This is a genomic window from Rhizobium sp. FG96, from assembly GCF_057808655.1.
The window spans coordinates 291618-317700 of the sequence record NZ_JBMDIL010000007.1 but is presented as its reverse complement, the minus strand read 5'-3'; the positions used below and the strand labels follow the sequence as shown (position 1 = coordinate 317700).

Annotated in this window: 30 protein-coding genes and 1 tRNA gene; 17 read left to right on the top strand and 14 right to left on the bottom strand. The window is 62.5% G+C overall.

Going from position 1 to position 26083, the window contains the following annotated elements; translation table 11 throughout:
- The gene (locus ACODR6_RS16650; protein ID WP_489023080.1) at positions 1–1503 is read left to right on the top strand and encodes an ethanolamine ammonia-lyase reactivating factor EutA; all 1503 of its coding nucleotides are present in this window, start codon (positions 1–3) and stop codon (positions 1501–1503) included.
- A gap of 12 nt (positions 1504–1515) precedes the next feature.
- On the opposite strand, the gene ACODR6_RS16645 is transcribed toward ACODR6_RS16650, so the two are convergent.
- On the bottom strand, positions 1516–2496 hold the full coding sequence (locus tag ACODR6_RS16645) for a flagellin N-terminal helical domain-containing protein (RefSeq protein ID WP_112719065.1): 981 nt from the start codon (positions 2494–2496) through the stop codon (positions 1516–1518).
- Positions 2497–2607: 111 nt separating this feature from the next.
- Positions 2608–3492, bottom strand: coding sequence for a LysR family transcriptional regulator (locus tag ACODR6_RS16640; protein ID WP_489023078.1), 885 nt, complete (start codon positions 3490–3492; stop codon positions 2608–2610).
- Positions 3493–3675: 183 nt separating this feature from the next.
- Here ACODR6_RS16640 and ACODR6_RS16635 point away from each other — a divergent pair, with 183 nt between their 5' ends.
- Positions 3676–4452 (top strand): class I SAM-dependent methyltransferase, encoded by a 777-nt coding sequence (locus ACODR6_RS16635; RefSeq protein ID WP_489023076.1) that lies wholly within the window; start codon positions 3676–3678, stop codon positions 4450–4452.
- A gap of 4 nt (positions 4453–4456) precedes the next feature.
- Here ACODR6_RS16635 and ACODR6_RS16630 read toward each other — a convergent pair whose 3' ends face one another.
- Entirely contained in the window at positions 4457–4960 is a 504-nt protein-coding gene (locus ACODR6_RS16630; RefSeq protein ID WP_489023074.1) for a TetR/AcrR family transcriptional regulator, read from the bottom strand.
- 102 nt (positions 4961–5062) lie between these two features.
- On the opposite strand from ACODR6_RS16630, the gene ACODR6_RS16625 reads away from it, so the two are divergent.
- The 9 genes from ACODR6_RS16625 to ACODR6_RS16585 all read left to right on the top strand — a co-directional run bounded on the left by ACODR6_RS16625 (position 5063) and on the right by ACODR6_RS16585 (position 10216).
- Positions 5063–5830 (top strand): SDR family NAD(P)-dependent oxidoreductase, encoded by a 768-nt coding sequence (locus ACODR6_RS16625; RefSeq protein WP_489023073.1) that lies wholly within the window; start codon positions 5063–5065, stop codon positions 5828–5830.
- An 11-nt stretch (positions 5831–5841) separates the two neighbouring features.
- On the top strand, positions 5842–6183 hold the full coding sequence (locus tag ACODR6_RS16620; protein ID WP_130277686.1) for a carboxymuconolactone decarboxylase family protein: 342 nt from the start codon (positions 5842–5844) through the stop codon (positions 6181–6183).
- 51 nt (positions 6184–6234) lie between these two features.
- Positions 6235–7347 carry a flavin monoamine oxidase family protein gene (locus tag ACODR6_RS16615; protein WP_489023070.1) on the top strand — a complete coding sequence of 371 codons (1113 nt, stop codon included), beginning with the start codon at positions 6235–6237 and terminating at the stop codon, positions 7345–7347.
- A gap of 2 nt (positions 7348–7349) precedes the next feature.
- Positions 7350–8093, top strand: coding sequence for a glucose 1-dehydrogenase (locus ACODR6_RS16610; protein WP_489023068.1), 744 nt, complete (start codon positions 7350–7352; stop codon positions 8091–8093).
- A gap of 2 nt (positions 8094–8095) precedes the next feature.
- Positions 8096–8770 carry a cupin domain-containing protein gene (locus ACODR6_RS16605; protein WP_489023066.1) on the top strand — a complete coding sequence of 225 codons (675 nt, stop codon included), beginning with the start codon at positions 8096–8098 and terminating at the stop codon, positions 8768–8770.
- Positions 8771–9080: 310 nt separating this feature from the next.
- A complete protein-coding gene (locus ACODR6_RS16600) occupies positions 9081–9290 on the top strand; it encodes a cold-shock protein (protein WP_112719073.1) in 210 nt (69 codons plus the stop codon).
- A 110-nt stretch (positions 9291–9400) separates the two neighbouring features.
- Positions 9401–9691 carry a cold-shock protein gene (locus tag ACODR6_RS16595; protein WP_489023064.1) on the top strand — a complete coding sequence of 97 codons (291 nt, stop codon included), beginning with the start codon at positions 9401–9403 and terminating at the stop codon, positions 9689–9691.
- Between the two features lie 28 nt (positions 9692–9719).
- Positions 9720–9962, top strand: a complete 243-nt coding sequence (gene rpsU, locus ACODR6_RS16590) for a 30S ribosomal protein S21 (protein ID WP_489023062.1) — start codon at positions 9720–9722, stop codon at positions 9960–9962.
- A gap of 47 nt (positions 9963–10009) precedes the next feature.
- The gene (locus ACODR6_RS16585; RefSeq protein WP_413710019.1) at positions 10010–10216 is read left to right on the top strand and encodes a hypothetical protein; all 207 of its coding nucleotides are present in this window, start codon (positions 10010–10012) and stop codon (positions 10214–10216) included.
- Between the two features lie 34 nt (positions 10217–10250).
- Here the strand turns inward: ACODR6_RS16585 and ACODR6_RS16580 are convergent, their stop codons facing one another.
- Positions 10251–10685, bottom strand: a complete 435-nt coding sequence (locus tag ACODR6_RS16580; protein ID WP_112719077.1) for a hypothetical protein — start codon at positions 10683–10685, stop codon at positions 10251–10253.
- 387 nt (positions 10686–11072) lie between these two features.
- Here ACODR6_RS16580 and ACODR6_RS16575 point away from each other — a divergent pair, with 387 nt between their 5' ends.
- From ACODR6_RS16575 to ACODR6_RS16565, 3 genes are all read left to right on the top strand, one after another.
- Entirely contained in the window at positions 11073–11465 is a 393-nt protein-coding gene (locus ACODR6_RS16575) for a FliM/FliN family flagellar motor switch protein (RefSeq protein WP_203428256.1), read from the top strand.
- A gap of 104 nt (positions 11466–11569) precedes the next feature.
- Positions 11570–11758, top strand: a complete 189-nt coding sequence (locus tag ACODR6_RS16570; protein WP_112719079.1) for a hypothetical protein — start codon at positions 11570–11572, stop codon at positions 11756–11758.
- A 196-nt stretch (positions 11759–11954) separates the two neighbouring features.
- Positions 11955–12704, top strand: coding sequence for a hypothetical protein (locus ACODR6_RS16565; protein WP_489023059.1), 750 nt, complete (start codon positions 11955–11957; stop codon positions 12702–12704).
- A gap of 23 nt (positions 12705–12727) precedes the next feature.
- Here ACODR6_RS16565 and ACODR6_RS16560 read toward each other — a convergent pair whose 3' ends face one another.
- Positions 12728–13837: a helix-turn-helix transcriptional regulator gene (locus ACODR6_RS16560; RefSeq protein ID WP_489023057.1), complete on the bottom strand. Its 1110-nt coding sequence runs from the start codon at positions 13835–13837 to the stop codon at positions 12728–12730.
- A 259-nt stretch (positions 13838–14096) separates the two neighbouring features.
- Between ACODR6_RS16560 and ACODR6_RS16555 the strand changes: the two genes are divergently transcribed.
- Entirely contained in the window at positions 14097–14312 is a 216-nt protein-coding gene (locus ACODR6_RS16555) for a DUF6719 family protein (protein ID WP_112719081.1), read from the top strand.
- A 74-nt stretch (positions 14313–14386) separates the two neighbouring features.
- The gene (locus tag ACODR6_RS16550; protein ID WP_489023055.1) at positions 14387–15079 is read left to right on the top strand and encodes a hypothetical protein; all 693 of its coding nucleotides are present in this window, start codon (positions 14387–14389) and stop codon (positions 15077–15079) included.
- Between the two features lie 88 nt (positions 15080–15167).
- Here the strand turns inward: ACODR6_RS16550 and ACODR6_RS16545 are convergent, their stop codons facing one another.
- The 8 genes from ACODR6_RS16545 to xylF form a co-directional block, all read right to left on the bottom strand.
- Entirely contained in the window at positions 15168–16226 is a 1059-nt protein-coding gene (locus ACODR6_RS16545) for an HD domain-containing phosphohydrolase (RefSeq protein WP_489023053.1), read from the bottom strand.
- 9 nt (positions 16227–16235) lie between these two features.
- A complete protein-coding gene (locus ACODR6_RS16540; RefSeq protein WP_489023052.1) occupies positions 16236–18431 on the bottom strand; it encodes an ATP-binding protein in 2196 nt (731 codons plus the stop codon).
- Positions 18431–18931: a putative pterin-binding protein gene (locus ACODR6_RS16535; RefSeq protein WP_203428261.1), complete on the bottom strand. Its 501-nt coding sequence runs from the start codon at positions 18929–18931 to the stop codon at positions 18431–18433. Before ACODR6_RS16535 ends, ACODR6_RS16540 begins: the two co-directional genes overlap by 1 nt.
- 347 nt (positions 18932–19278) lie before the next feature.
- Complete coding sequence (locus tag ACODR6_RS16530; RefSeq protein ID WP_203428262.1) at positions 19279–20013, bottom strand: helix-turn-helix transcriptional regulator; 735 nt, start codon at positions 20011–20013, stop codon at positions 19279–19281.
- Positions 20014–20130: 117 nt separating this feature from the next.
- Positions 20131–20207 (bottom strand) — tRNA-Arg (locus ACODR6_RS16525).
- 171 nt (positions 20208–20378) lie between these two features.
- Positions 20379–21161, bottom strand: a complete 783-nt coding sequence (locus ACODR6_RS16520) for an ATP-binding cassette domain-containing protein (protein ID WP_112719503.1) — start codon at positions 21159–21161, stop codon at positions 20379–20381.
- 14 nt (positions 21162–21175) lie between these two features.
- The gene (locus tag ACODR6_RS16515) at positions 21176–22486 is read right to left on the bottom strand and encodes a sugar ABC transporter permease (RefSeq protein WP_112719502.1); all 1311 of its coding nucleotides are present in this window, start codon (positions 22484–22486) and stop codon (positions 21176–21178) included.
- Positions 22487–22734: 248 nt separating this feature from the next.
- A complete protein-coding gene (gene xylF / locus ACODR6_RS16510; protein ID WP_112719501.1) occupies positions 22735–23775 on the bottom strand; it encodes a D-xylose ABC transporter substrate-binding protein in 1041 nt (346 codons plus the stop codon).
- Positions 23776–23999: 224 nt separating this feature from the next.
- On the opposite strand from xylF, the gene ACODR6_RS16505 reads away from it, so the two are divergent.
- Positions 24000–25235, top strand: coding sequence for an ROK family transcriptional regulator (locus tag ACODR6_RS16505; protein ID WP_112719500.1), 1236 nt, complete (start codon positions 24000–24002; stop codon positions 25233–25235).
- Here ACODR6_RS16505 and ACODR6_RS16500 read toward each other — a convergent pair.
- Complete coding sequence (locus ACODR6_RS16500) at positions 25232–25972, bottom strand: phosphotransferase family protein (RefSeq protein WP_489023048.1); 741 nt, start codon at positions 25970–25972, stop codon at positions 25232–25234. The genes ACODR6_RS16505 and ACODR6_RS16500 overlap by 4 nt on opposite strands.
- Positions 25973–26083 lie beyond the last annotated feature (111 nt).

The following is a 26083-nucleotide window of genomic DNA, read 5'->3' as shown; positions in this document are numbered from 1 at the left end:
ATGGCTGACGACGAAGAAGAACAGGGCGGCCGGATATTCTTTTCGAATGTCGGCCGCAGCATGGAGCTCGAGGACGAGATCGTGCTGGTCAGCGTCGGCATCGATATCGGCTCCTCGACCTCGCATCTCGCCTTTTCCCGCATCGTTCTCGAGCGTCTCGACACCCGCTACATGGTGGTCGAGCGCACGCTGCTGCACCAGTCGGACGTGCTGCTGACGCCCTATAGCGGCGATGACGAGATCGATGCCGAAGCGCTCGGCGCCTTCTTCGCCGACCAGTACAAGCAGGCAGGCATCACGCCTGAGGATATCGATACCGGCGCTCTGATCCTGACCGGCGTTGCCGTCCGGCGCAGCAATGCCCGGGCGATCGGCACGCTGTTTTCCGAGGAGACCGGCAAGTTTGTGGTGGTGAGCGCCGGCGACGGGCTGGAGACGACGCTTGCCGCCTTCGGCTCCGGCGCAGTGGCGCTTTCGGGGCGCAGCGGCGAGAGCGTGCTGAACGTCGATATCGGCGGCGGCACCTCGAAGCTCGCCTTCTGTTCAGCGGGCACGATCCGGCATATCGCGGCGATCGATATCGGCGCCCGCATCGTCGCTTTCGACGAGAACCGCAGGATCACCCGCGTCGAGGAAGCCGGCCGTTATTTCGGCCGCAAGGCCGGCGTCGACGTGGCGCTCGGCGAAATACTGAGCGAAGCCGATGCGCGCAAGCTGGCATCGGCGATGGTCGAACAGCTGTTCGAGGCGATGCAGGGTGGCGATATCAGCAGCGAGACCGCCGGTCTCCACCGCCTGCCGCCGCTGCCGCCCGTCCTGCCGGATGTCGTCACCGTATCCGGCGGCGTCTCGGAATTCCTCTATGCCGAAAAGCCGGAAGCTTTCAGCGATCTCGGGCCGCTGCTGGCCGAGATCCTGCGCGAGCGACTGGAACGCTGGTCGCCGCGCCTCGAAAAGCCGGAGCAGGGCATCCGCGCCACGGTCGTCGGCGCCTCGCAATATACGGTGCAGGTCAGCGGCAGCACGATCTTCGTGCATCCGCTGCAGCTGCTGCCGGTGCGCAATATCCCGGTCATCAAGCCGGCGATCGATTTCGGCGACAAGATCGATCCGGTGGAGGTCGCTGCCCGCATCGCGGAATCGCTGTCGCGTCTCGATCTCGGCGGTGGCGAAAGCCCGGTGGCGGTCTGCTACGACTGGGACGGTTCTGCCAGCTATCGCCGCCTCGATGGCTTCTGCCGCGGGGTGATCGAGGGCTTGGCACCGGTGCTTGCCAACGGCCACCCGCTGATCCTCGTCGGCAACGGCGATGTCGGCGGCCTCGTCGGCATGCATTGCAAGCTGGAGGCCGGCATTGCCTCGCTGGTCTCGATCGACGGCATCAAGCTCGACGAATTCGACTTCATCGATATCGGCGCCATGCTGGAGACCTCAGGCGCGGTGCCTGTCGTCATCAAGTCGCTGGTGTTCCCCGACAAGAAGCTCGGCGGCGGGCAGGCCTAGGGCTGAGCCGGATCAGTTCCTGAACAGGCTCAGCAGGTTCTGTGGGGCGCTGTTGGCGATCGACAGCGACTGGATCGCCAGTTGCTGCTGCGTCTGCTGCGCCGTCAGCTTCGAGGATTCGTCTTCCATATCGGCATCGACCAGCCGGCCGACGCCGCTGTCGACGGAATCGGAGAGGTCATGGGCGAAATCCATCGACATCTCGACGCCCTTGCTGAGCGAGCCGATGGTCGAGGCCACCGCCGTCATCTGCTTGGTCATGCCTTCCACCGTCGCCAGCATGTCGTCGAGCTCGTCATCCGTCGTCGAATTGTCGATGGCGATATCGACGGCCGTTGCCGGGGCGGTGGCGCCCTTCAGCATGACGTAATTCTTGGCCGAGCCGACCTCGACCGCGAAGGCTTCGGTCGAGAGGATGCCGTATTCGCCCGAACCGCCGTTATCGACGAAATACTGGACGTCGGTGGAGGTCCGGGGCAGCGGCGTATTGATCGGATATGAGACCGTTCCGACCCTGACGGTGCCGTCGCTGTTGCGGATGAAATAGGCCGGGATGCTTTTGTCGGCGGAGTCGGCGCCGGTGTTCCACGAGAGCCAGTTCTGGCCGTTGAACGAGGCGGAATCGGACGTCGACTGCAGCTGCTGCTTCAGCTGCGTCAGGTCTTCGTTGATCTTCGTCTTGTCGACGCCGTCTTCATAGGCGGCAACCAGCTTGGCCTTCACTTCCGACATCAGGTCGATCGACGAAGCGATCGCCGTGTAGGTCGTATCTAGAACCGCACCGCTGAGGCCGAGGGCGTCCTGAACCGCCGACAGAGCCTTGCTGTCGGAGCGCATCGTCGTCGCGATCGCCCAATAGGCGGCGTTGTCGGAAGCCTTTTCGATGCGAAGGCCGGTGGAGACGTGCTGCTGCGTTCCTGAAAGCGAGGCGTTCACAGAGCGCAGGGATTGGAGCGCAGCAATAGCCGCGTTGTTCGTGATGATCGACGACATCCGAAACCCGTAGAAAATGAATTGTGGGGGAGGGAGATGCGTCATGCACCGAAGTGCGGTTCTTATCAGTTTGTTATGCTTAACAGTTGGTTACCGCTGCAATTTCAGATTTCACACCTCGCGTCTTGGCACCGGATGTGTGGAGACAAAGTCCTCGGCTTCGGCGCGCAGCCATTCGCAGAAGATCACCGATTTGCGGTTCCGCCTGGCGCGGCGGAGCGCCACATATTCGTGGCCGCTGTCGATGAAGCCGAAGGGGGCGGCGAGCCTGTTGTCGCGGATATCGCCGGTGACATAGGGCCAGGGCGCGACACAGACGCCGAGGCCGGCGCCGGCTGCTTCCAGCATGAAATAGAAATGCTCGTATTCGACGCGCGGCCCGCCCTCGATGGCGATGCCGGAGCGGGTGAGCCAGTCGCCCCAGGCGCGGAGCCTGGTCTTGGTGTGCAGGACGGGCAGGCCGCTGACAGTGGAGGCGAGCGATGGGGCGACGACGGGGCCGGTCTGCTCCGGAAAGAGCGGGATGACGTCGGCGCCGTCGGGCCAGGGCGCGGTACCGACGCGGATCGCCACGTCGAAGCCGTCGCGGGAGAAATCGACGGGGCGGGACGAAGCGGTCAGCCGCACGTCGATGTCAGGATGTTCGGCCTGGAAGCGGTAGAGCCGGGGGATCAGCCAGCGCATGGTGAAGGTGCCGGGGCAGGAGACATCCAGCGCGCCGTCGACGGTATCGGCGACCGAACGGACCGACATGTCGATCTGGTCGAAGGCGGCAACGAGGCCGGGCAGCAGCGTCTGGCCCGCTTCGGTCAGGCGCAGCCGGTTCTTCGGTCCCTCGAAGAGCGAGACGCCGAGAACCTCTTCGAGATGCTGGATGTGGCGGCTGATGGCGCTGTGGGTGACGTTCAGTTCGTCGGCGGCAAGCGTCATGCGCCCGTGGCGGCCGGCGGCTTCGAAGGCGCGAAGCGCGTTGAGGGAAGGAAGGCGTCTTGCCATGTCACACTTCAGCTATGTGCGTTTTGGGAACAAACTCTGTTCGAGCTTATCGGTTTTCAGGCTGGAGATTATGGTGTTTTCTCTGGTTGCAACATTAAGGCAAGGCCGCAAAGCGCACAATAGTTCCGAAATGCCGCGGCATTCGGGGAGGGCGGAGCTTTGCCCACCAAGGGATTTGAAAGCATGAGCAACAGACATACGGATGGAAGTGCGGGCGACGCCAATTACGGCGTGATCGGCACCAATTACACGCAGTACCGCCAGCCGGATCCGCATATCGCCGCCTTCATCTGGAGCGCGCTCGGCGATGCCAAGACCGTGCTGAATGTCGGCGCCGGTGCCGGTTCCTACGAGCCGACGGACCGGGTGGTGACGGCGGTCGAGCCGTCGGCCTCGATGCGGGCGCAGCGCCCGGCCCATCTTCCGGTCGCGATCGACGCGGTGGCGGAAAAGCTGCCCTTCGACGACAAGAGTTTCGACGCCAGCATGACGACCTTCTCGGTTCACCAGTGGCCGGATCTGAAGGCGGGTCTTGCGGAGATGCGCCGTGTCACGCGCGGGCCGGTCGCGGTGCTGAGCTGCGATCCGGACGAGCTGCATCGCTCGTGGCTGCAGGCCTATGCGCCGGAGATGATCGCCGTCGAAGCCAGCCGTTACCCGTCGCTGGCGTCGATCTCAGAAGCGCTCGGCGGCACAGTCGAGATCCGGCCGGTGCCGATCCCGCTGCATTGCACCGATGGTTTCAGCGAAGGCTATTACGGCCGCCCGGAGCGGCTGCTCGATCCCGGCGCGCGCCGTGCGAATTCCGCCTGGAGCTTCGTCGATCCCTCCATCGGCGAGCGTTTCGTCGAGGAGCTCGGCCGTGATCTGAAGGATGGCAGCTGGGACAAGCGATACGGAGCGTTGCGCACGCAGCCCTTCTTCGAGGGTTCGCTGCGGCTGATCGTTTCCATGCCCTAAAGACTTAGGCGAGTTCCTTCGTCGCGTCGTCGAAGGAGCTCGCATCGCCGAGCGCCGAGGACATCAGCATGGCGCCTTCGAGCGTGGCGAGCACCTTCAGCGCTTCCTCGCGCGTCATGCCCGACGCCATCAACCTTTCGATGCCGACTTCGAAGAAGCGTTTCGCTTCCGCCGCAACCTCATCCGGCAGATCGCGCGAGGCAGCGCCCAGCGCGCCGCAGAGGCACATGCGGCCATCTTCGGCAAAGGAACGCTGGAAGACGCGGCGCCAGGCGGCGACCGTATTCAGGCCCGACAACTTTTCCGCCTCGACAGCATCGCCGAACCGGTCCGTGTAGCGATGAGCGACAGCGGCGGCGAGCGCCTCCTTAGTAGGGAAATGGTAGTGGACGCTGGCGCTCTTGATGCCGACTTCGGCGGCAATCTCGCGGAAACTGAATCCGTTATAGCCACCCTGTCTGATCATGCGCTCCGCGGCGTCCATGATTGCCTGCACTTTTTCCGACATTGTCACCTTCTCTCTATCTATTGATAGATAGGTCTTGAAATCTGTTAAAGCAAGCGCTAGGTGGTGTTGCCTATCTACTGATAGATAGATAAGGAGATAGTCATGCGCTTTGAAGGTAAAGTAGTCGCGATCACTGGCGGCGGTTCGGGAATTGGCAAGGAAGTGGCGGCCCGCTTCGTCGCCGAGGGGGCTTCGGTCGCCATCAACGGCCGCGATCTCGCCAAGCTGCAGGCTGCAGCCAAGGAAATCGATCCTTCCGGTAAGAAGGTCATCGTTTCCGCCGGTGACATCGCCAATCCGGCAACGGGCGCAGCCCTGGTCGAGGCCGCCGTCAAGGCATTCGGCACGCTCGACATCCTCGTCAACAATGCCGGCGTCTTCAATCCCAAGCCATTCCTGGAGCTGACTGAAGGCGATTACGACTGGTATCTGGACACGATCCTGAAGGGCAAGTTCTTCACCGCGCAGGCTGCTGCCAAGGTGATGAAGGACAAGGGCGGCGTCATCGTCCAGACCGGCTCGATGTGGGCGATCCAGGCGATCGGCGCCACGCCGTCGGCCGCCTACTCGGCTGCCAATGCCGGCGTTCACGCCATGGTCCGCAACCTGGCGATCGAGCTTGCACCTTATAACATCCGCATCAACGCGGTTGCTCCTGCCGTCGTCGAAACCCCCGTCTACAACACCTTCCTGTCTGCAGAGCAGGTCAAGGAAGTGCTGCCGACCTTCGACGCCTTCCATCCGCTCGGCCGCAATGGCCAGCCGAAGGATGTCGCCGAGGCGATCCTCTTCCTCGCTTCCGAGCAGGCTTCGTGGATCACCGGCACGGTTCTCCCGGTTGATGGCGGCGTCACCGCCGGCCGCCAGTAAGGATGATGCAGATGATGGATTGGAACGGATATCGCGACGAACTGCTCGGCCGCGTCGGTGAACTCGGCAAGCTGACGCCGGATACGCTGCGTGGCGTGGTCTCGCTCGATCGCGCCGGCGAAAAGGCAAACCACCTCGGCCCGAAGATGCGCGAACTGATCGCGCTCGCCGTTGCCGTCACCACCCGCTGCGACGGCTGCATCGCCGTTCACGGCAAGGCGGCGATCGAGCACGGGGCGACCGAGGAAGAGATCGCCGAGGCGCTCGGCGTCGCGATCGCGCTCAATGCCGGTGCCGCTCTGACCTATTCCGCCCGGGTTCTCGACGCCGTCGCGGCCCTTCCGAACAAGTGACATCGAGGGGCCGGCCGCAATGCCGGCCCCTTTCAACCTTCAGGAATGACAATGCAGACATCTGTTGCGATCATCGGCGGCGGCCTTGCCGGACTTCATGCCGCAAGGCTGCTTCACGCAGCCAATATCGACTTCCTGCTGTTCGAAGCCCGCGACCGGCTGGGCGGGCGGATCTTCTCCGTCGACGAGACGGGCAGCGTTTCGGCCGACGGCTTCGATCTCGGCCCTTCCTGGTTCTGGCCGCAGATGCAGCCGGCCATCGGCGCGCTTGTTGCCGAGCTTGAGCTGCCGGCCTTCGCGCAGGCGAGCGACGGCGACGTGGTGTTCGAGCGCATGTCGCGCGAGCCGGTGCAGCGTTACCAGGGCTACCGGCAGGAGCCGCAATCGATGCGGCTGACCGGCGGCACCAATGCGCTGGTGCGGGCGCTGACGGCGGAACTGCCGGAGAATTGCATCTTCCTGAGCCGCAAGGTCACCGCCGCCGCGCTTGGCGCCGATGGCGTGACGCTGACGGTTTCGAATTCTACCGGCGGACAGGAGAGTGTTCAGGCCGGGCATGTGATCTTTGCCCTGCCGCCGCGCCTGCTTGAGGCGACCATTTCCTTCTCGCCGCCGGTTTCGACCGCCATGGCCTCGCGCTGGCGCCAGACGGCGACCTGGATGGCGCCGCATGCGAAATTCTTCGCGCTTTACGACCGCCCATTCTGGCGCCAGGAAGGCCTGTCGGGAACGGCGCAGAGTATGGTCGGGCCGCTGGTCGAGATCCATGATGCGACGACCGCGACGGGCTCCGCCGCTCTCTTCGGCTTCCTCGGCGTCGGCGCCGACGAGCGCCAGTCGATCGGCGAAGACCTGCTGACGCATGCCTGCGTCCAGCAGCTCGGCCGCCTCTTCGGCGAAAAGGCGCTGCAGCCGCGGGCGACGTTGTTCAAGGATTGGGCTGCCGATCCGGCGACCGCCACGAAGGCCGACCGCACCGGCGGCGCCCATCCGTCGCCCGACCGCAGGCCCTGGGTGGACGGCGCATGGCAGCCCTTCATCTCGCTTGCCGGAAGCGAAACCAGCCAGACGGATCCCGGCTATCTCTCGGGCGCGGTCGACGCGGCCGAACGGACCGTTTCTGCAATCATCGGATCGCGGCGCGCGGCTGCGAACAGGAGGTAGACATGCTGACAGGAAAGACTGCACTGATCACCGGCGGCTCCAGCGGCATCGGCCTTGCGGCGGCGCGCCGCCTGATCGCCGATGGCGCGCGTGTCGCCATATCGGGCACCGACGAGGCCAAGCTTGAAGCGGCGCGGCGTGAACTCGGCGGCGAGACCGTGGCGATCCGCGCCGATGTGCGCTCGCTTGCCGACCTGAAGGCGATGGCCAAACAGGCGGCCGACGCCTTCGGCACGATCGACATTCTCTTCGCCAATGCCGGCGTCGCCTATGGCACGCCGATTGCGACGACCGAAGAGGAGGCCTTCGACCGGCTGATGGACATCAACGTCAAGGGCGTGTTCTTCACCGTGCAGAGCGTGCTGCCCGTCATGGCCGACGGCGGTTCGATCATCCTCAACACGTCGTGGCTGAACAAGGTGGGCACGCCGGGGCGCGCCGCGCTCTCGGCCTCGAAGGCGGCTGTCCGCTCCTTTGCCCGCACGCTCTCGGCCGAACTCACCGAGCGCAAGATCCGCGTCAACTGCGTCAGCCCCGGGCCGACCGATACGCCGATCCATCACAGCGCCGGGCAGACAGCCGACGACTACAAGGCCTATACCGAGCGGGTCGGCGCCCGCGTGCCGGCCGGGCGCATGGGGCGCCCGGAGGAGATCGCAGCCGCGGTGGCGTTTCTCGCCAGCGACCAATCGAGCTTCATGCTCGGAACCGAAATACTTCTCGATGGCGGATTGGCGGAGCTTTGACCATGCGTATCAATGACGACCTGACGAAACCTGTAACCGTGCATTCGGCCGCACTCGACTGGATCCCGAGCCCGGCGCCCGGCGTCGACCGCAAGATGCTGTTCCGCATCGGCGAAGAGAAGGCGCGCGCCACCTCGATCGTCCGCTATGCCGCGGGCAGTGCCTTTCCGCCGCATACCCATACCGGCGGCGAGGAATTCGTGGTGCTCGACGGCATCTTCCAGGACGAGCATGGCGACTATCCGGCCGGATCCTACATCCGCAACCCGCCGGGCACCTCGCATATGCCGGCCTCGGCAGGCGGCTGCTCGATCTTCGTGCGGCTATGGCAATTCCGCGCCGAAGACCGCGACCAGACGGTGCGCCGCCCGGGCGAGGGCCGCAAGGATACGCCGCGCCCCGGCGCCGAGAGCGCTCTCATCCTCTTCGACGACGGCCGTGAGCAGGTGCGCCTCGAAGAGTGGCGGGCAGGGGCGGCTGTGACCGTCGACAATGCCGAAGGGCTGGAATTCCTGGTGCTGAAGGGGTCGCTGACTGTCGATGGCGAGCGGCTGGAACGCCTCGCCTGGGGCCGCCTTCCGGCAGGTACTGCGCTTGCCGCAGAAGCCGGCGCCGATGGCGCGCAGGTCTGGATGAAGCGCGGGCCGCTCATGCACGCGGATGTCTGCGCGTTTTGATTGCAATCCGATGGTCCCGGGTGCTGCCCGGGACCGGGCGGGCGATAGAAGTCTGTTTTATCGCTGCTGCCTTTCCGGAAATGAAATCGAACGAAAACAACGAATTACGGGATATAATTTTAAGCGGCGGCAAGTTTCTTGGGTCTTGCCGTTGCCAAATATTAAATTGACATTATATTGGCGTTATCGACCATTGCTTGTGACGTCGTCCGAGAGCGCTTTCGCCTCTTCAGATTTCCCTCCAAATAATCGATCTCATTCCGCAGGGTATCGCGGGAAAAACACACGGTTGCTTTGAAAGGAAATCGTTATGAATACAGGTACAGTCAAGTGGTTCAACGCCACCAAGGGTTTCGGCTTCATTCAGCCTGACAACGGCGGCGCCGATGTTTTCGTCCATATTTCTGCAGTTGAACGCGCAGGCATGCGCTCGCTCGCAGACGGACAGAAGATCAGCTACGAAATCGTGCAGGACCGCCGCTCGGGCAAGAGCTCGGCAGATAACCTGCAGGCTGCATAATTTGTCAGCGCCTCGCGCGACCACGGATGTACTGGCGCGCTGAGACGATGACGGAGGAAGGTCGGGAGCAGTCCCGGCCTTTTGTTTTTTCACTTCATTCGGAGAATGGCATGGCAACCCGCCGCTATCAGCCGGGCGATAACATTGTCCTGAAGCCGGGGATATTCGCCGGTGGGCAGGCCTTTGGCGCCGGGCGCATCGTCTCCGTCCTGCCTGCCGCGCAGGGCCTCGTTCATTACCGTGTCAGGTTCCAGAACGAGAATTACGAGCGGAGCATCCGCCAGGACGATATCGACGTTCTGGCCTCGCCATCGTCGCTTCCCCCTGTTGAAACACAGGCCGGTGCGGAAGCCGCGACATCAAGCTGGATCAACGCGAATGCGATCCGGATCAGGAAATGACGGCCTTAAGGCCGATTAAGGAGACGTCTTGCAGGTACTCGTCCGCGATAACAACGTCGATCAGGCTCTTCGTGTGCTCAAGAAGAAGATGCAGCGCGAAGGCATCTTCCGCGAAATGAAGGCGCGCGGCGCCTATGAAAAGCCGTCCGAAAAGCGCGCCCGCGAGAAGGGCGAAGCCGTTCGCCGGGTCCGCAAGCTCGCCCGCAAGCAGGCGCAGCGCGAAGGCCTGCTGCCCGGCCCGAAGAAGAAAGTCGTGGCTCGCAGCCGCTGACATCAGTCAGCGTTCCGGCACTGGCGTTCCGCCGAAAGGGAGGAAGCATGAGCAAGACGAAAGACAATCTCTTCAAGCCCGAGAAGCTTTCGGCGCAGGCTAAGGCCGAGCAGACAAACTCGATGGCCAAGGAAATCATGGCCAGCGAGCTCCTCGACCGGCAGAAGAAAACGGAACGGCTGCGGGCACTGCGACTGGCGCAGCCCGCTCCCGAAGAGCCGGCCAAGAAGGCGCGCGGCGCCAAGAAGGCCTAGGTCTCGGCGCCCAAGCGGCGCTTACGCGCAATGATCAGGCGGCCGTCTCCGGCTGCCTGATGCGCGCCTCTATGGCGCGGACCGAATGGCCGCGCAGCTTCTCCAATGTTGTCATCGGGAAGGTGATCTCTGAAAGCGCCCGGATGAAGCTCGTCTCCTCGGGCTTCGAGAAGCGCACGAAGAGGCTGCCTTCCTGCGCGCGCACGCGGGCGCAGGTCAGGAAGATCTCGAACTTTCCAAGGCAGAGATAGAAGTGATCGGTCAGCAGCTCGATATTGCGCGCCTGCAGCACCGCTGCGGTCTCGCTGATGCTGACGATGCGCACCTGATGGGCGGCAAAGGATTTTACGCCTTTGACCGGGCAGAGCGCCCGGGCGACGAGATTGACCCTGGTAAAGACCGGCTCGGGATTATCCCCGGCGAAGGCCAGCCGCGACAGGTAATTGCGGTGAGTGCTGGAGCTCAACATGAAATGGCTGCTGAAAAGAAATTAACGAATTCTTAACCATGTAGCTCCCGTCCCCGAAAAAGGCAACGCGCAATGCGTGTGGCGCCTCGCAAAGATGTTGATGGCATTTGGTGTGACTGGCGCGCCTCGCAATCACGAAGTGAGTCGGGCAGAGATTCGCGCGGCCGGGACCGTCAGGGCATAGCCGGCGATGCCGGATCGCTGCCTTCGGCCCTCATTCTGTTTCGATATGGCAAGCTTCCGGGCGGTTCATTGTGGACCGCAACCATCTGTTAACGCTGATGTCTGGCGGAAAATCGTTTTTGGCTGCGGCGCGCCATCCGCCCGTCCTAAAATCATCGCGAGCCGAACGGCCAACCGGACGCGTTTTCCTTAAGATGGTGCTTTATGTCTAATATTTCCGATGATTTGCCGCCGTTTGGCGAGGCTCCCGCCGATGGCGGAGCGGAGAAGAACGATCCCGTTACGGAGCGGTTGCGTCAACATGAGGCAAACCTGCTGTTCTCGGCGGTGCCGCCCGAGGTTCTCGCGGCTGCCGGTCCTGATCTCAGGAAGAAGGTCGACGATATCCCTGTCGAGATCGAGGTGGTGATCGGTCGCGCGCGCGTTTCCGTTGCCGAGCTGATGCGGGTCGATCCCGGCCACAGCTTCAGGCTCGACAGCCGCTTCGGCGGTCCGGTCGAACTGCTCGTCAACGGCCGGCTGATCGGCCACGGAGAGATCGTCGCAGATGCCGACGACAATGTCATCGGCGTGCGGATGATCCGCATCGCCGGCTGATTTTCATTTCGCATGGGGGCGAAGGAATGGGCCATGAGGCCTGGAATGCATGCCGGACGGGATAGCGGGGGCATCCGGCAAGAAGGAGGCTGCAAGGAGACATCATGACGATGAGAGCCTGCATTATGACTGAAAGCCATCTGAAGACGGTGCTGGAAATGCTGCGCGACAAGCCGGAGTTGTTTTCGGCGAAATCGCTGATTGAGGCGGCATTGGCGGAGGTGGAGACCGTAAGGCAGAACCAGGCCGCGGTGTTTCGCCGGGCCGGAAGCCGGAGGATGCGAATGGGGTGAGGGCGAGGACCGCATGGCGGCGCGGGGCGCGCGATCGCGCTCCGCCATCCCTGTAAACCAGGCGTAAACCTTAGCCGAAGCGCAGCTCTGCCGATCTGCACCACCCCGGACCTTGGGCCGATGTGCGGCGTCCCGGCCGGCGCTAACCTCCGCTCGACTCGAACAAAGGTTCGACGCGAGATTCAGGAGGATCACCATGCGCATTCGAATTCTGGCATCCGTTGCCGCTCTTTCCCTGGCCGCGGCGGCGAGCTCTGCCGGCATGATCGGCTTCGACACCGTCGCCTTCGCCAAGGGCGGCGGCAATGGAGGTGGTAATGGTGGCGGCCATGGCGGCGGCAACGGTAACGGCGGCGGCAATGGTGGAGGCAATAGCGGCAGCCACGGAAACAGCGGCTCGCACGGCGCATCGTCGCAGAGCGGCTCGAAAGGCAAGTCGCAGGCGGCCAAGAGCAAGGGCGTGACCGACGACACCGACGCGACCGAAGATACGGACGTGACCGGAACCAAGACGGCCACGGCCTCCCAGCTTGCCGGGCTGAACTCGCTGAAGCGCAGCTACAAGGCCTATCTGCACACGTCGGACCCGAAGATGAAGGCGATCGCCGCCTATGCCACGGCCTATGCGCAATATGAGCTCGACAACGGCGCATTCCCGGCCGCCGACGACCCCGAACTCGGCGACGCCGCCCTCGAAGCAGCGCTCGCCTCGGCAACCAATGCCGGCACGATCACCCCTGCCGCGCTCGACAAGGCCAAGACGATCCTCGGCGTCGGAGAAGCCGACGGCAAGATCGACCAGATCCGGGGAACACTGGAAAAGACCGAGGTGGTGACGCCGACGGAGACGGTGACGCCGGCTGATCCGGTGGCGGATCCGGTGGTGGTGACGGATCCGGTAACGCCGGCAGAGCCGGTGGTCGAGCCGGTCGTGACGGCGCAGTAAGGTTCTTCAGGCGAGGGCGGCCTTCAGCTTCCGAGCAGAAGCGCCGCCAGCGCCACCTGCGAATTGACCCCGAGCTTGGAATAGATGCTGCGCAGGTGGGTGCGGACCGTTTCGTAATGCATCTGGCAGGCTGTCGCGACTTCGCGCGGGGTGTTACCGGAGGCGACGCTGAGCGCCACCTTTATCTCGGTGACGGTCAGCTTCGACGTTTCCATCAGGGCGCTGCGCCTGTCCTTCAGCGGCGCGGCGACCATCGGCTCGGCAATGATCGCGACGGTCGGTCCCTCCATGAACTCGGTGAAGGCACTGGACTGAATCCGCACCATCGTCAGCCGGTAACTGCTGTCTGCGCCATCCGCCTGGACGATCGCCGTATAGGGCTCGCACTGCCCGTCGTTCCGAGACGCCAGGCGCTCGAAGGCGGCTGCTGATTTCTGACAGCGGATATCGAGCCGCCCGCCGGTCGTCATGTGAAGCGGAAAACCGGCGGCGAGGATTTGCGCCGCCGTGTTGTTCGACCAGCGTAATCTCTTCTTTTCCGAGACATAGAACAGCCCGGCGCCGATACTGTCGAACAGGGTCTTCAGCGATTGATTGTCGGGGGCGAAAAGATCGCGCTTGCGGATGAAATCGAAGGCTCGTCGGAGATGGGGTGCGAGCACGGTGTAGCGCTCGGCCGCTTCCCTGTTGCGCTCGGGATCCGCCGATGACGTTGCAGTCGAGAGGATGAAGGTGCGGGCCTTCTCGCGAATGATCGAGACGCCGATGCTGGTTTCGCAACCGGCCTGCCGCTTGAGCCAGTCGTTGTAGAATTCGGTTCTCACCAGATTGTTGCGCGTGAAGATTTCGTCGCCGCACAGGCCGCGGCCGACCGGGACAAGCCCCATGCGCGGAATCCAGGGGTTTACCGATGCGAAGTGGCTGCTGAACGTCTCGACCTCGCCCGCCGAGAAACCCGACATATAGGGCACATGGGCAACCGGGGAGGCGAGGTCGTGATAATGCAGCGCGGCCTTGCCATCCGGCGAGGTCTTGGCCACCGCATCGAGAAAATCCTGCCAGCCGCATTCGCCGAACAGGCTTGCGTAAATCATGTCGATCAACTGAACGGACACGTCGGCGGACTGCTGCATTTCCCATCCCGGATTTGATCAAGAAAAGAACACGCCTCGGTTGTCGCAGATCGCAAGGCCGTTGAACAGTCCTCCTAAAGGCGATGCTCATATGTCCGCCCGGGTAGCAGGCGTGGCAGCCGCAGGAGGCGGTTTCTCTATACTCCAGGTGGAGCATGCCGGGCGGGGGAAGGGGTTGTAAATCCTGAGACGGGCGGGGTTGACGGCCGGACATCGGATCCGGCTGCGGTTCCCGCCGACCATCGGGAAAGGGGACAACATGAAACTCAGATATCTGCTGACGGTTCTTCTGGCCGTCGGGCTGGCCAGCTGCCAGACAATCCTGAAGCAGGAGCCCGCAAAGGGCACGCTGGCGACCGGCAAGAAGGTGCTTGTCGACGACGGCACCTGCCCGGCCGGACAGGTGAAGCAGGTGACCGGCTCGACGCCCGGAAATCCGCGCATCAAGGAATGCGTGCCGATGCCGCAGGGCTGAGCGCGGCGAACTAAACGCGGGGAGGTCCGGCGGGCCGGATTTCCCCGCTGCGTTGAGGATCAGATCTTGCCCAGATGCTTCGGCCAGAATGCCTGATGAACGGCGGCCGCTTCTTCCTCGATATGTGGGCCGATCACCGTGACGAAACCTTCCGGGGCAATTGCAACGGCGGCGTCTATGTCATTCCGAAGCCGCTTCTTGCTACCGTGCGTACCGAGTGGCGCAAATGGGCGCTGTGGCTGCTTGCCAACCCGGAACCGCTGCAGCGCGCCGGCCGGTCGGAAAATGTCGATCAGGTGGCGATGTGGCTGACGATCACCGCCGGCAACCTTGCCTACGAGCCCCTGAGCTCGAACTACAATTACTACGGCCATGTTCCCGGCCACCACGGCTATGCCGAGCCCGACCGCTCGCAGGAAGCGATCGACATCGCCAAGGCTTCAAAGCCGGAATGGGGCTTCCAGGTCTTCGACCTCAAGCGCCATGCCGACACCATACCGCTGCACGACGTGGTGATCTGCATGGAAGTGCTGATCCACCAGGGCGACCCGGAGGTCTATCGCGCACTCGTCGAATTCGCCGCATCGCGCACCGCCAAGCGCCTGATCATCTCCGGCTACGAAGTGCGCCACGGCCACGTCGACAGCAACTACCTGGTGTTCTTCCACGAGCGCCTCTCGGAGACGCTGCGGAAGACCGGGCGGTTCAGAACGATCGAGCTTGCCGGGAACCACACGGACGTGGCGGTGTTCCGGTGCGATGTTTGAGGTTTGGTGAGGGATGAGATGGAAGCGGCGCCGGGAGTAGGGCGCCGTTTTTGATTTTGCGCGGAGCAAAGGCTCGCCGGAGCAGGCGTCAGGCCGTCATCTGAAAGACGGACGAGCTATCCTGCAACGCCTCACGGGCGGATAGAATGGCGGGCAACGCCTCTTCAAAGGCGCGAACGCATTGCGGATCGAACTGCGTGCCTGATTTCTCGCGGATATGGTCGACGGCCTGGCTCACCGGCCATGCTTCCTTGTAGGGCCGTGCGGATGTCAGCGCATCGAAATTGTCGGCGACAGCCACGATTCGTCCCGATATCGGAATTTCGCGGCCGGCGAGGCGGCGCGGATAGCCTTGACCGTCCCACCTTTCGTGATGGCTTGCGGCGATGGTTGCAGCCAGTTGCAGAAGGCTGGATTTTGACTCGCGCAGGATGTCGCAGCCGAGAAGCGTGTGCTTCTGCATGGCCGCGAACTCCTGCTCTGTGAGCTTACCCTTTTTCAACAGAACCGCATCCGGGATGCCGACCTTGCCGATATCGTGCATGGGGGCAGCAAGGCGGATGTCGGAGCATTCTTCGGCAGGAAGGCCGAGCGCGCGAGCGATGAGCTGCGAATATTCGCCGACGCGCTTCGTGTGAAGACCTGTCTCTGCATCCTTGAAGCTGGCCGCGATCGAAAGGCGATCAATGATCTCCTCCTCGCGCTCACGGATTTCGCAGGTTGCCTTCTCGACCTCTTCGCGCAGCCATTCCGCCTTGTCGGCCAGCTTGTTGCGCGCATCGACAAGGGCGATGAGGTTTTTCATTCGCGCCTGGAATTCGAGCGGGTTGACCGGCTTGTTCAGGAAATCGATCGAACCGGCATCGAGACAGGCCATGCGGGTCGCCATGTCGGTATCGGCCGTGATCATGACCACGGGCTTGCCCTTGTAGCGCTCGAACATCTCGATCTCGCGCAACAGCTCAACGCCGTTGTAGCCCGGCATCTGATAGTCGATTACCGCGATATCGTATTCCAGCTTCGGCATTGCTGCGAGGACATCGGAAGGGTCCAGAAACGGTACCGGTTCGCAGGATGGAAGCTTCGCAACCAGTTTTGTCAGCAGCATAAGATTGGTTTGATTGTCGTCGACAAGAAGGATCCGCATCATTGCTCCTTATGCGGCATAGGATTGCCGCCGTGTGTCTACCGCCCGCTTGATGTCGAGCAGCTCATTCGTATCAACTGGGACTTCCCGCAGCCGCTGGGCACGGTCGGCGATGTCCTGAAGGCCGACATTGCTGGCTGCGCCCTTCAGGCTGTGAAGCATGCGGTCCAGAGACCTGGCATCGCCATCCTTCAGGGCGAGCGACAGTTCGCCGAGAATGGAAGCCGCATCCGAAAAGAAGCTGTCCAGAAGTTCGGCAAAGCCGTCTTCTCCGAGGACATCCGTCAGCTCTTTCTGCCGCAGGTTGATGTCGCTCGCATCGTCCACGGGGGGACGTAGCGCCGCCACATCGCCCGTCTTCTGCTGTGCTATCACCGCCGCGAGCTGCGCCAGTGTCAGCGGCTTTGATTGAAAGTCCGACATCCCGGCTTCCACGCAGAGGCGGCGATCGTCATCAGACGCATTCGCCGTCATGGCGACAATCGGAACGGTGCAGGCCGGAGCGCTCATCTGCCTGATCTGCAGCGTCGCTTCGATGCCGTCCATGTTCGGCATCTGCATATCCATCAGCACGAGATCGAATGCCTGTTCCGACATTGCCTTCACGGCTTCGAGGCCATCGTTTGCAACGACGAAATCCTGGTGCAGATGGCGAAGAAATCCGGCGGCGACCTGCTGGTTGACGGCGTTGTCCTCGACAAGCAGAACCCTCAGGCGTGGCAGATCATCGATGCCGATGCTGCATGGCCGGCTGGCGTTCGCCCGTTCCGGGGTCCGGGCGACCGGTTCTGCGGGGATTTCGAACCAGAAGGTGCTGCCTTCATTGCGGACGCTCGTGACCCCTATGGTGCCGCCCAAAGCGTCGATGATTTCCTTGCAGATCGTCAGCCCGAGGCCGGTCCCCCCGTATTTCCGGCCGATTGTCGCGTCGACCTGGGAGAATGGCTTGAAGAGCTTTTCCTGTCCTGCCGCATCGATGCCGATTCCTGTATCGCTGACAGCGAGCCGGATCACCGGTGCGCCATCCGCCATGCCCTTGGTCATCTTGAGGACGACGGCGCCGCCGGAGGTAAACTTGACCGCGTTGCTGAGCAGATTGAGCACGACCTGACGAATGCGCGTGGCATCGGTCACGATCAAGTCCGCTTCGTCGAAATCGTCGATGTCGGCAACAAGCGTATCGCCGTTTTCGGCAGCGCGATCCTGCATCATCTCAACTGCGCTCGTAATCACCTCGACAATGTTTGCCGGTGCCAGACTGACATCGATGCGGCCGCTTTCCATCTTGGCGAAATCAAGGATCTCGTTCAGGATCTCAAGCAGGGCTTCGCCAGACCGGCGGATCGTCTGCACGCCGGCCTTGGTCCGCTCCGGAAGGCCGCCAAGCTCCAGCAGTTCGGCAGTGCCGAGAATCGCATTCAGCGGCGTGCGGACTTCATGACCCATGGTCGCCATGAACTGCGATTTGGCGCGATTGCCGGCTTCAGCGCTGGAATAGGCCTCACGCAGCTCCCGCACCAATCCCTCGAAAACAAGGCCTGCCGAGCGAACCGACTTGAGCTGGCGCCGAAGGCTGAACACGAGAAAGCCGACACTGGCGGCAAGCACCACGGTCAGCCCGCCGGTCTTGAGCTGCAGCATTTGCAGCGCGTCTCGTGCCTCGGCACGGTCGGTGCTCACCTTGTTGTTGACCTGGGTGAGCAGCGCTTCCGTGTTCTTCACAAGCGGCGCCATGTCGTCGGCAAAATGCTGGAGCCGGTCCCTGTCGACGTCGGCTCCTTTTGCCAAGGCGTCGAACCATGACGCTTCGGACATGACCAGCGGCTCGATTTTCTTGACGATCTCCTCAAGTTGAGGGTCCTCTGAAAGCCGCAGGTCAAAATTCGCCCGCTTCAGGATGCTCATGCGCGAGTATAGAATGTCGTATCGGGTGGAAAGTGCCTTGGCGGCTTCCAACGAAAAGTCGTCGGTTGCAAGCATGATGTCCGCTTCCTCATTCAGGCGGCGTGCTTCCCGGTCGAGCTGATAGACCGACCAGAGCGCGTTCTCGCGCACGCCATCCTGAAGAGCTTCGTATCGTTGATAGATACCCGACATCAGATAGATGAGCCCGATCAAAAGAACGGTCGCGAAGGCCTGGAGCAGTGCCGTCGCCTTGCTGACCTTCCTGATCACGTCACCGTTTGCGCGGGCGCCGTCGGGCATCACTTCACCTCGATTGCCTTGATCTGCCACACTGAACGCGAGAAGTATTTCTCGTTATAGAGCGAGCCGTCCTTGTCGAAGGGATAGACCAGGAAGACGGGCCCCTTGTCACGAACGGACATGACCTGGCCGTCCATGCGCGTCGCCAGCATCGTGTCGAGCTTCGTGGCATCGTCAAAAGGTACGTCTGCAGCGTAGTCGTTCAGCGCCACCAGCTTGAGATCGGAGCCATGCGCACCTGCGGCGTCGAGGACTGCGCGGAAAAGCGGCCCCGAGAATTCGACCTTGCCGGTTGTCCAGGGCGTCTCCATGCTGCCCGAGCGGCCTTGCAGCGCCTCTAGCATCTGCAGGTCGAACTGCGCGGTACCATCGACATTGGGATGATCGAGCTTTCCGGTGATCGTCAGGATGACATCCCCCTTGGGAGCATCCAGCGCGAATGAAGGCATAGGAAGGAGGGCGACGGCGGCGAATGCCACCGAAGTGAGAAGCTGACGCATGTAAACACCTTGAAAAATCAGCGGCTTTTGGCGCTGGATGTCACGACGGCATGCCTGAAAGGCGGCGTCCGATGGCTGCAACCCACGCGATGCGTAGCAGGACATAGCCGACATCATGTCGGCCTAGGCAGTGATGCCCGGACACCCCAAAACTAGGGGTCATTCCCTCACATTTCGTAAATCTGATAAAGCAAAGTCTAAACAGGACCCCATTTCTGGGGTGCGAAGGAAAAACATCGTTAAGAATAGGCTCAGCCTTAAGGTGAACGAAAAGTGTGAGCGCCGGATAGCGCTCTCCCACGCGGGCCGTATGGACCGTTTGGCAGCCTATGAATTGTGGAAATGCATCAGGCAATAAGTCGGCGCCGGATCGCTTCGGCAATGGCCTGCGTCCTGTTGGCGGCACCGAGCTTCTTGGCGGCAGACTTTATATAGCTGTTGACGGTCTCCAGCTGATAACCGGTCGCCCTGCCGATGCCTTCGCTCGTCAAGCCAAGGCTCGCCTGGGAGAGGCATGCCATCTCTCCCTTGGAAAGGCGCATCTGCTCTGCGGCATAGCGCTCCATCAATGGCTTGGTAAATGCCGTATGGACCGCTTCGGAGACAAATTCGAGAAAACCGAGCTCGTCGTCATCGAAGGGCGTCTGGCGCGTGTAGCCGACGGCTCCGTATACGGTGTCATCGCGGAAAATCGGTACGATCGTGCGATTGTGCACGCCGAACGTTCGCTGCAGGTAAAGAAGCCGCTGCGGGACCTCGCAATGTGCGTAGACCTCGCTCTCGACGACCACCTTCGTCGATGACTTTGCCGCAAGCACAAAAGGATCGATCTGCGGGATCTTGTCGCCCATATAGGCCTCGATGAAGGCGGGCGGCAAATCGGTATCGATGGAGAACCCCTGTCCGAAGCGATAGTGATCCACATCGAGACCGGAGATGAAAATGAAGTCGAAGGGAACGGCCTTGCGCAGCCTGTCGATCGTGTCGTTCTGGCCAAAAGACCGATGCTTGGGCACAGACCTCAGATCGATATAGTCGTCCAGCGCATCTGGCGAGAGAACGGAGAGGGCGCTCACGGGCATTGCGAAGCACTCGATAGTTGCGGGGTCGATCCCAGTTATGGCTTTTGAGTATTAACTGAAGCTTAACAACGGCGGACGTGCGGTGCGTGCGCGGTAGCCGGAAGTTTCTGGAAGATATGGCGCACCCGACAGGATTCGAACCTGTGACCTTTGGAATCGGAATCCAACACTCTATCCAGCTGAGCTACGGGTGCATGCCGTGGCGGTTTGAATCGCCTGTCCGATGTGGTGGTTCTTAGCCTAGCTTTCGGCGCTCTTCAATCGCCAAATGGCGAAATCGGCGGAATGGCTGGTGGTGTCACCGGAATTCGGATGAAAAGCCCGCCGCTGTCTGGGGCGGCGGGCTTTTCTGTTGTCGTGATGCCTCAGACCTGCATGGCGCCGGGGCCGGGGATGGCTTTGGGGGGCACCTTGCCGAGGATGATCATGCCGAGCACTTCGTCCTTGGTGACGTCTTCGGTGCGGGCGTGGCCCACCACCTGGCCGTTCTTCATGACGGAGACGCGGTCGGCGAGGTCGAAGACGTCGTGGATGTCGTGGCTGATCAGGAAAATGCCGATGCCTTCCTTTTTCAGCTGCTTGATCAGCTCGCCGACCTGCGCCGTTTCCTGGGGCCCGAGCGCTGCCGTCGGCTCGTCCATGATCAGGATGCGGGCGTTGAACAGGATGGCGCGGGCGATCGCCACCGATTGGCGCTGGCCGCCCGAAAGCGCTTTCACCGGCTCCTTGAAGCGGCGGAAGTTGGGGTTGAGGCGGCCCATCACCTCGCGGGCCGAGGCCTCCATGGCGACGTCATCCAGCGTGCCCCACTTGGTGCGGATTTCGCGGCCGAGATAGAGGTTGGCGGCGGCGTCGACATTATCGGCGACGGCGAGCGTCTGGTAGATCGTCTCGATGCCGTATTTCTTGGCATCGCGCGGATTGCGGATATCGACAGGTTCTCCGTTGATCAGAATCTCGCCGCTGTCGCGCTTGTAGGCGCCGGACAGGATCTTGATCAGCGTCGACTTGCCGGCGCCGTTATGGCCGAGAAGGGCGACGACTTCGCCGGGATAGAGATCGACGGAGGCATTGTCGACCGCGTGAATACCGCCGAAGGAGATCGAGATATTCTTGAGTTCCACAAGGGGAGTGCGTTGTTCAGTCATGGATCGTACTCCTCTTACTTGGCACGCGAGCGATAGACCGTGTCGAGCCAGACGGCAACGACGAGGACGGCTCCGACCACAACGTTCTGGATGGGGGTATCCACATTGGCGAGGCCCATGCCCGACTGCAGCGATTGCATGACGAGCGCGCCGAGCATGGCGCCGGCGATCGTGCCGGTACCGCCTGCGAGCGACGTGCCGCCGATGACGGCTGCGGCGATCGTGTAGAGCTCGTAGGTCGTGCCCTGCGAGTTGGCGGCCGCGTTGAGGCGGGCGGTCGAGATCGCCGCGGCGACGGCTGCGAGGAAGCCCATCAGCGCGAAGATCTTGACGGTGACCCAGCGGGTCTTGATGCCGGCAAGCTCGGCCGCCTCAGGGTTGCCGCCGATGGCGAAGACATAGCGGCCGAAGCGCAGGCGGGTGGCGATGAAGGTCATGACGATGCCGACGAGAACGGCGATCAGCACCGGTACGGCGATGCCGTAGGAGATGAACAGACCGGTTTCGGGCCAGGCGATGGCGTTGGCTTCGGCATATTTCTTGGCGATGGCGACCGGCCAGTAATAGATGGTCGAGACCCAGATGGCGCCGAGCACGAGGGCGCAGCCGAGCACGGCCAGGAAATATTCGGCCCAGAGCGGACGGCGCGGGAAGTTGAAGCGCTTGCGCTGGTGGCGCGAGCCGATGATGCCGAGAACGATCAGCACGCAGGCGACAAGCCCGATGATCCAGCTCCAGGTGGCGCCGACGGCGCCTTCGGCACCGCCGCCCATGATGCGGAAGGTGGTGTCGAGCGGCGCGACCGTCTGGCCCGAGGTGACGTACCAGGCAAGGCCGCGCCAGGCGAGGAAGCCGCCGAGCGTGACGATGAAGGAGGGCACGCCCATGAAGGCGATGATGACGCCCTGGAAGAGGCCGATCAGCGTGCCGGCGATGAGGCCGGCGGCAAGCGTGATCACCCATGTCCAGGAATTGTCGAAGCCGAGATATTGCGGCAGGAATTTCGCCTGGACGACGCCCATGATCATGGCAACGAGGCCGAGCATCGAGCCGATCGACAGGTCGATATTGCGGGTGACGATGACGAGCACCATGCCCGTCGCGAGAACCGCGATCTCGGTCGTCTGGACCGAGAGGTTCCAGAGGTTGCGGGGGGTGAGGAACAGCCCGCCCGTATAGAGGTGGAAGCCGATCCAGATGACCAGCAGCGCCGCGACCATGCCGAGCAGACGCGTGTCGATCTCGGTGGCGCGCAGGAAGCGCGTGAAAGCGTTAGCGTCAGCCGTGCGCGGGTTGCTGGATGACGATTGGGTGAGGTCTGCCATGGGTTTGCCGTTTCCCCCATTGTTTGGGCGCAGGCCGGATGCCCGAAAAATCCGGTTCGCTGCCCTGTTCTTCAAATCGATCATCGCGAGGCTTCCGAAATAGGCGTTCAAGGCACGGCGCTATTTTGGCAGGGAATGAAAAGCGTTCGCGGTGCTGGCGAGGCGGAGAGCCATGTTCCTGTGCTCATCCGCATCCGGCGCCGCAACGTGGCCGCTGCGGCGCCGGCATGTCGGTTGCCCGTCGAGGATTAGTCGCAGGCCTTGACGCTGCCGGCCTTGACGCCCTGGCAAGCTTCAGCCTTGGAAATCCAGCCGGCGTCGATGACGACGTTCAGGTTTTCCTTGGTGATGGCGAGCGGCTTCAGGAAGATCGACTGCATCTTCACCTTCTTCGGACCGCCGTCGAAGGTGGTGACACCGTCGACCTTGTCCATGGTGGTGCCGCCTGCGAGCTGCAGGGCGATTTCAGCAGCGCGCTTGCCGAGTTCACGCGAGTCCTTCCAGACGGAAACCGTCTGGGTGCCGAGCGCGATGCGGTTCAGAGCGGCCTTGTCGGCGTCCTGACCGGAAACCGGAACGGAGCCAGCCATGCCTTGTGCGTCGAGAGCAGCCACTGCGCCGCCAGCCGTACCGTCGTTGGAAGCAACGACTGCGTCGACCTTGTTGTTATTGGCGGTCAGGAACTGTTCCATGTTGCGCTGCGCGTTCTGCGGCAGCCAGCCGTCGGTGTAGGCTTCGCCGACATTCTTGATCTTGCCGGCGTCGATTGCAGCCTTCAGAACTTCCATCTGGCCCGAGAAGAGGAAGTCAGCATTCGGGTCGGAAGACGAGCCCTTGATGAAGACGTAGTTGCCTTCCGGCTTGACCTTGAAGACGCCTTCAGCCTGGAGGCGGCCGACTTCCTTGTTGTCGAAGGTGATGTAGAAGGCAGCAGGATTTTCGATCAGGCGGTCGTAGCCGACGACCGGAATGCCTTCAGCAGCAGCCTTTTCGATGGCCGGGCCGATTGCGTCGGAGTCCTGAGCCAGAACGATGAGGGCGTTTGCGCCCTGCGAGATCAGCGATTCGACGTCGGTCAGCTGCTTGGCGGCCGAAGACTGCGCGTCAGCGGAGATGTACTTCGCGCCAGCGGCTTCGAGTGCCTTCTTGATTGCAGCTTCGTCGGTCTTCCAACGCTCTTCCTGGAAGTTCGACCAGGACACGCCAACGACGAGGTCGGCGGCCATTGCAGCCGTCTGCATGGAAACGAGGATGGCGGCGCCCGCCATCAGCTTCATAATAGATTTCATAACTATCCTCCCAAGTGATGAGCGGCCAGCCCCAGCCAGTGGTTTCCTCCGGCCGCCGCGGATCGCTGTCCAGAAAACTAATTATTTTCTCGACAGTCGAGAAATTTAGTGTCAGAGATTTTTTCAACTGTCAACAGGCCACTACCGGCAGAATCGTCCGACACTCAGAAGTTGTTGGAGATGGCTTGTGAAACGAGGGCGGAAGCGGGGGAAGGGCGGCATTCATGCTGACCAAATCGAGCACAGAGTCTGTGCGGCAAAGGAATAGCGGGCTTGTTCTCGCGGCCCTTCGCCGCCACGGCGCGCTCGCGCATACCGAGATTTCCGATTACACGCAGCTCTCCTCCGCCACCGTCTCGGCGATCACCGCCGATCTCGAAAAATCCGAGATCATCGAGCGCTCCGAACAGCAGGCGGCGAGCGGGCGCGGGCGTCCGCGCGTGCTGTTCCGGCCGCGGCGCGACTGCGGCTATCTGATCGTCGTCATCATCTCCTCGGACGCCGTGCAATATTCGCTGGTCGATTATGCCGGCAAGCTGATCGACCGGTTCAGCGAGGGGCGCTCGCACGATCCGGCGGGGGCGCCCGCCTTCGCCGCCGCGGTCAAGGAGGGGCTGGAGCGCATCCTACAGCGCTCGCGCATTTCGCAGGAGCGGGTGCTGTTGATCTCGATCAGCAGCAAGGGGCTCGTCAATGCCGCCGAACCCGTGCTGCTCTGGTCGCCGATCTTCGGCACGGACCGGATCGATTTCGAATCGCTGCTGCGGCCGGAATGGCAGGCGCGCGTCATTCTCGACAATGAAACGCTGCTGGTCGCCGCCGCACTCGGCGCCCATGAGGAGAATGTGAAGGGCGCCGATTTCCGCTCGCTGGCAGCGCTGTCGCTCGGCCACAGCATCGGGCTCGGCATCGTCCGGCGCGGGGCGAATGGCGGCCACGAGACCTCGGCGCCGAATTTCGGCCATATGCTGCACACGCCAAATGGCGGGCTTTGTCGATGCGGGACCAAGGGATGCATCGAGGCCTATGCCGGCTTCTATGCGATCCTCAGAACCGCTTTCGAAGTGCCGCTCGATACCATCCCTGCCAAATTCGTCCCCGTCAGCGAACTCGACAAGATCGCGGCCCGCGCCCGTCAGGGTCACCGCATGTCTGCCTTCGCCTTCCGCCAGGCGGGGCTGGCGCTCGGCAACGGGTTGTCGCGCATGCTCAGCATGACCGAACGCATGCCGGTGGCGATCACCGGTCCCGGCACGCGCTATTACGATCTGCTGCGGCAGGGGATCGAGGAGGGGCTCGGCCAATCGCATCTGGTGCGCCTGGAAGGCATGCCGGAACTGCGCGTCGTCGCCGACGAGCAGAACCTCGTCTTCGAGGGACACCTGAACCGGGCGCTGGCGCTGCTCGACGAAGATATTCTCGGTGGCGGCAGCCAGGTGGGGCTGGAGCGTTCGGCTTAAGCGCTCCTACTGGCCGCAAGCAGCAGGAGCTGATCGCGTTCCCTGTCGACACCTTCCGTGAGACGTGCTGCGGCAACGAGCGGCAGCCAGGCGAGTATCTCATCGGCAGGATGGCCGCTCTGACCGGCATAGATTTCGAGATAGATGCGGGCCGCCTCCGGCATCGCATGCAGCATGAGCAGATAGCTGCGGCAGGCGTCGGCGAGCGGATCTCCGCAGCAGGCATCGAGCCAGTCGAGGATGATCGCCTGGTCCCCGGCGCCGTGGATATTCCACGGATGGAAATCGCCATGGCAGACGCGGTCCTGTTCTGAACGAGCCGCAAGCTGCCGCAGCAGTGTTTCCCGCAGCGCGCTTCCAATCTCCGGCGCCTTCCGGATGTTCGCTGTCAGTCTGTCTTTCAGCGATGCGAGCCCGGTCCCCGGCACGGCGTGCAGGCGAAGTTGCAGCTGCACCATTTCTGCCAGGACCGGCTGAAGGCCCTCCGCCTTGATCCGGGTGCCAAAGGATGCGCCCGTTGCGCGGTCCATCACGATACCCCAGCGCCCGTCATATCTGCCGGCAGCGTGGACATGGGGCGCGGGGAGGCCGAGGCGTTCGACGACCGCGAGATTTGCGGCCTCGCGAAAGGCCGGCGTTTTTACGCCCGGCGATTTGTAGAGCTTCAGGGCATGATCACCATAGGCATGGACATCGGCTTCCTTGCCTGATCCCAATAAGGCGCCAATCTCGTTCATGTCCGGCTCCGGATCGTTCTGCTCATTCAGCATAGGCGCAAATGCTTCCTGCTCGCTGCCGCGAATTGAATCGGGCGCCAGGGCGTAAAATCATCAATTGCTTATATTTTG

Excerpts from the sequence above, each read along its gene's own strand:
- ACODR6_RS16540 (WP_489023052.1), bottom strand. The coding sequence starts at position 18,431 with ATGCCCGACGGCGCCCGCGCAAACGGTGACGTGATCAGGAAGGTCAGC.
- ACODR6_RS16560 (WP_489023057.1), bottom strand. The coding sequence starts at position 13,837 with ATGCAGCAGTCCGCCGACGTGTCCGTTCAGTTGATCGACATGATTTAC.
- ACODR6_RS16605 (WP_489023066.1), top strand. The coding sequence starts at position 8,096 with ATGCGTATCAATGACGACCTGACGAAACCTGTAACCGTGCATTCGGCC.
- ACODR6_RS16630 (WP_489023074.1), bottom strand. The coding sequence starts at position 4,960 with ATGTCGGAAAAAGTGCAGGCAATCATGGACGCCGCGGAGCGCATGATC.
- ACODR6_RS16650 (WP_489023080.1), top strand. The coding sequence starts at position 1 with ATGGCTGACGACGAAGAAGAACAGGGCGGCCGGATATTCTTTTCGAAT.
- ACODR6_RS16575 (WP_203428256.1), top strand. The coding sequence starts at position 11,073 with ATGTCTAATATTTCCGATGATTTGCCGCCGTTTGGCGAGGCTCCCGCC.
- ACODR6_RS16520 (WP_112719503.1), bottom strand. The coding sequence starts at position 21,161 with ATGACTGAACAACGCACTCCCCTTGTGGAACTCAAGAATATCTCGATC.
- ACODR6_RS16500 (WP_489023048.1), bottom strand. The coding sequence starts at position 25,972 with ATGAACGAGATTGGCGCCTTATTGGGATCAGGCAAGGAAGCCGATGTC.
- ACODR6_RS16610 (WP_489023068.1), top strand. The coding sequence starts at position 7,350 with ATGCTGACAGGAAAGACTGCACTGATCACCGGCGGCTCCAGCGGCATC.
- ACODR6_RS16550 (WP_489023055.1), top strand. The coding sequence starts at position 14,387 with ATGCTTCGGCCAGAATGCCTGATGAACGGCGGCCGCTTCTTCCTCGAT.
- ACODR6_RS16600 (WP_112719073.1), top strand. The coding sequence starts at position 9,081 with ATGAATACAGGTACAGTCAAGTGGTTCAACGCCACCAAGGGTTTCGGC.
- ACODR6_RS16565 (WP_489023059.1), top strand. The coding sequence starts at position 11,955 with ATGCGCATTCGAATTCTGGCATCCGTTGCCGCTCTTTCCCTGGCCGCG.
- ACODR6_RS16645 (WP_112719065.1), bottom strand. The coding sequence starts at position 2,496 with ATGTCGTCGATCATCACGAACAACGCGGCTATTGCTGCGCTCCAATCC.
- ACODR6_RS16595 (WP_489023064.1), top strand. The coding sequence starts at position 9,401 with ATGGCAACCCGCCGCTATCAGCCGGGCGATAACATTGTCCTGAAGCCG.
- ACODR6_RS16515 (WP_112719502.1), bottom strand. The coding sequence starts at position 22,486 with ATGGCAGACCTCACCCAATCGTCATCCAGCAACCCGCGCACGGCTGAC.
- ACODR6_RS16555 (WP_112719081.1), top strand. The coding sequence starts at position 14,097 with ATGAAACTCAGATATCTGCTGACGGTTCTTCTGGCCGTCGGGCTGGCC.
- ACODR6_RS16585 (WP_413710019.1), top strand. The coding sequence starts at position 10,010 with ATGAGCAAGACGAAAGACAATCTCTTCAAGCCCGAGAAGCTTTCGGCG.
- ACODR6_RS16580 (WP_112719077.1), bottom strand. The coding sequence starts at position 10,685 with ATGTTGAGCTCCAGCACTCACCGCAATTACCTGTCGCGGCTGGCCTTC.
- ACODR6_RS16640 (WP_489023078.1), bottom strand. The coding sequence starts at position 3,492 with ATGGCAAGACGCCTTCCTTCCCTCAACGCGCTTCGCGCCTTCGAAGCC.
- ACODR6_RS16530 (WP_203428262.1), bottom strand. The coding sequence starts at position 20,013 with ATGCCCGTGAGCGCCCTCTCCGTTCTCTCGCCAGATGCGCTGGACGAC.
- ACODR6_RS16570 (WP_112719079.1), top strand. The coding sequence starts at position 11,570 with ATGACGATGAGAGCCTGCATTATGACTGAAAGCCATCTGAAGACGGTG.
- ACODR6_RS16535 (WP_203428261.1), bottom strand. The coding sequence starts at position 18,931 with ATGCGTCAGCTTCTCACTTCGGTGGCATTCGCCGCCGTCGCCCTCCTT.
- ACODR6_RS16635 (WP_489023076.1), top strand. The coding sequence starts at position 3,676 with ATGAGCAACAGACATACGGATGGAAGTGCGGGCGACGCCAATTACGGC.
- ACODR6_RS16505 (WP_112719500.1), top strand. The coding sequence starts at position 24,000 with ATGCTGACCAAATCGAGCACAGAGTCTGTGCGGCAAAGGAATAGCGGG.
- ACODR6_RS16545 (WP_489023053.1), bottom strand. The coding sequence starts at position 16,226 with ATGCGGATCCTTCTTGTCGACGACAATCAAACCAATCTTATGCTGCTG.
- ACODR6_RS16625 (WP_489023073.1), top strand. The coding sequence starts at position 5,063 with ATGCGCTTTGAAGGTAAAGTAGTCGCGATCACTGGCGGCGGTTCGGGA.
- xylF (WP_112719501.1), bottom strand. The coding sequence starts at position 23,775 with ATGAAATCTATTATGAAGCTGATGGCGGGCGCCGCCATCCTCGTTTCC.
- ACODR6_RS16615 (WP_489023070.1), top strand. The coding sequence starts at position 6,235 with ATGCAGACATCTGTTGCGATCATCGGCGGCGGCCTTGCCGGACTTCAT.
- ACODR6_RS16620 (WP_130277686.1), top strand. The coding sequence starts at position 5,842 with ATGATGGATTGGAACGGATATCGCGACGAACTGCTCGGCCGCGTCGGT.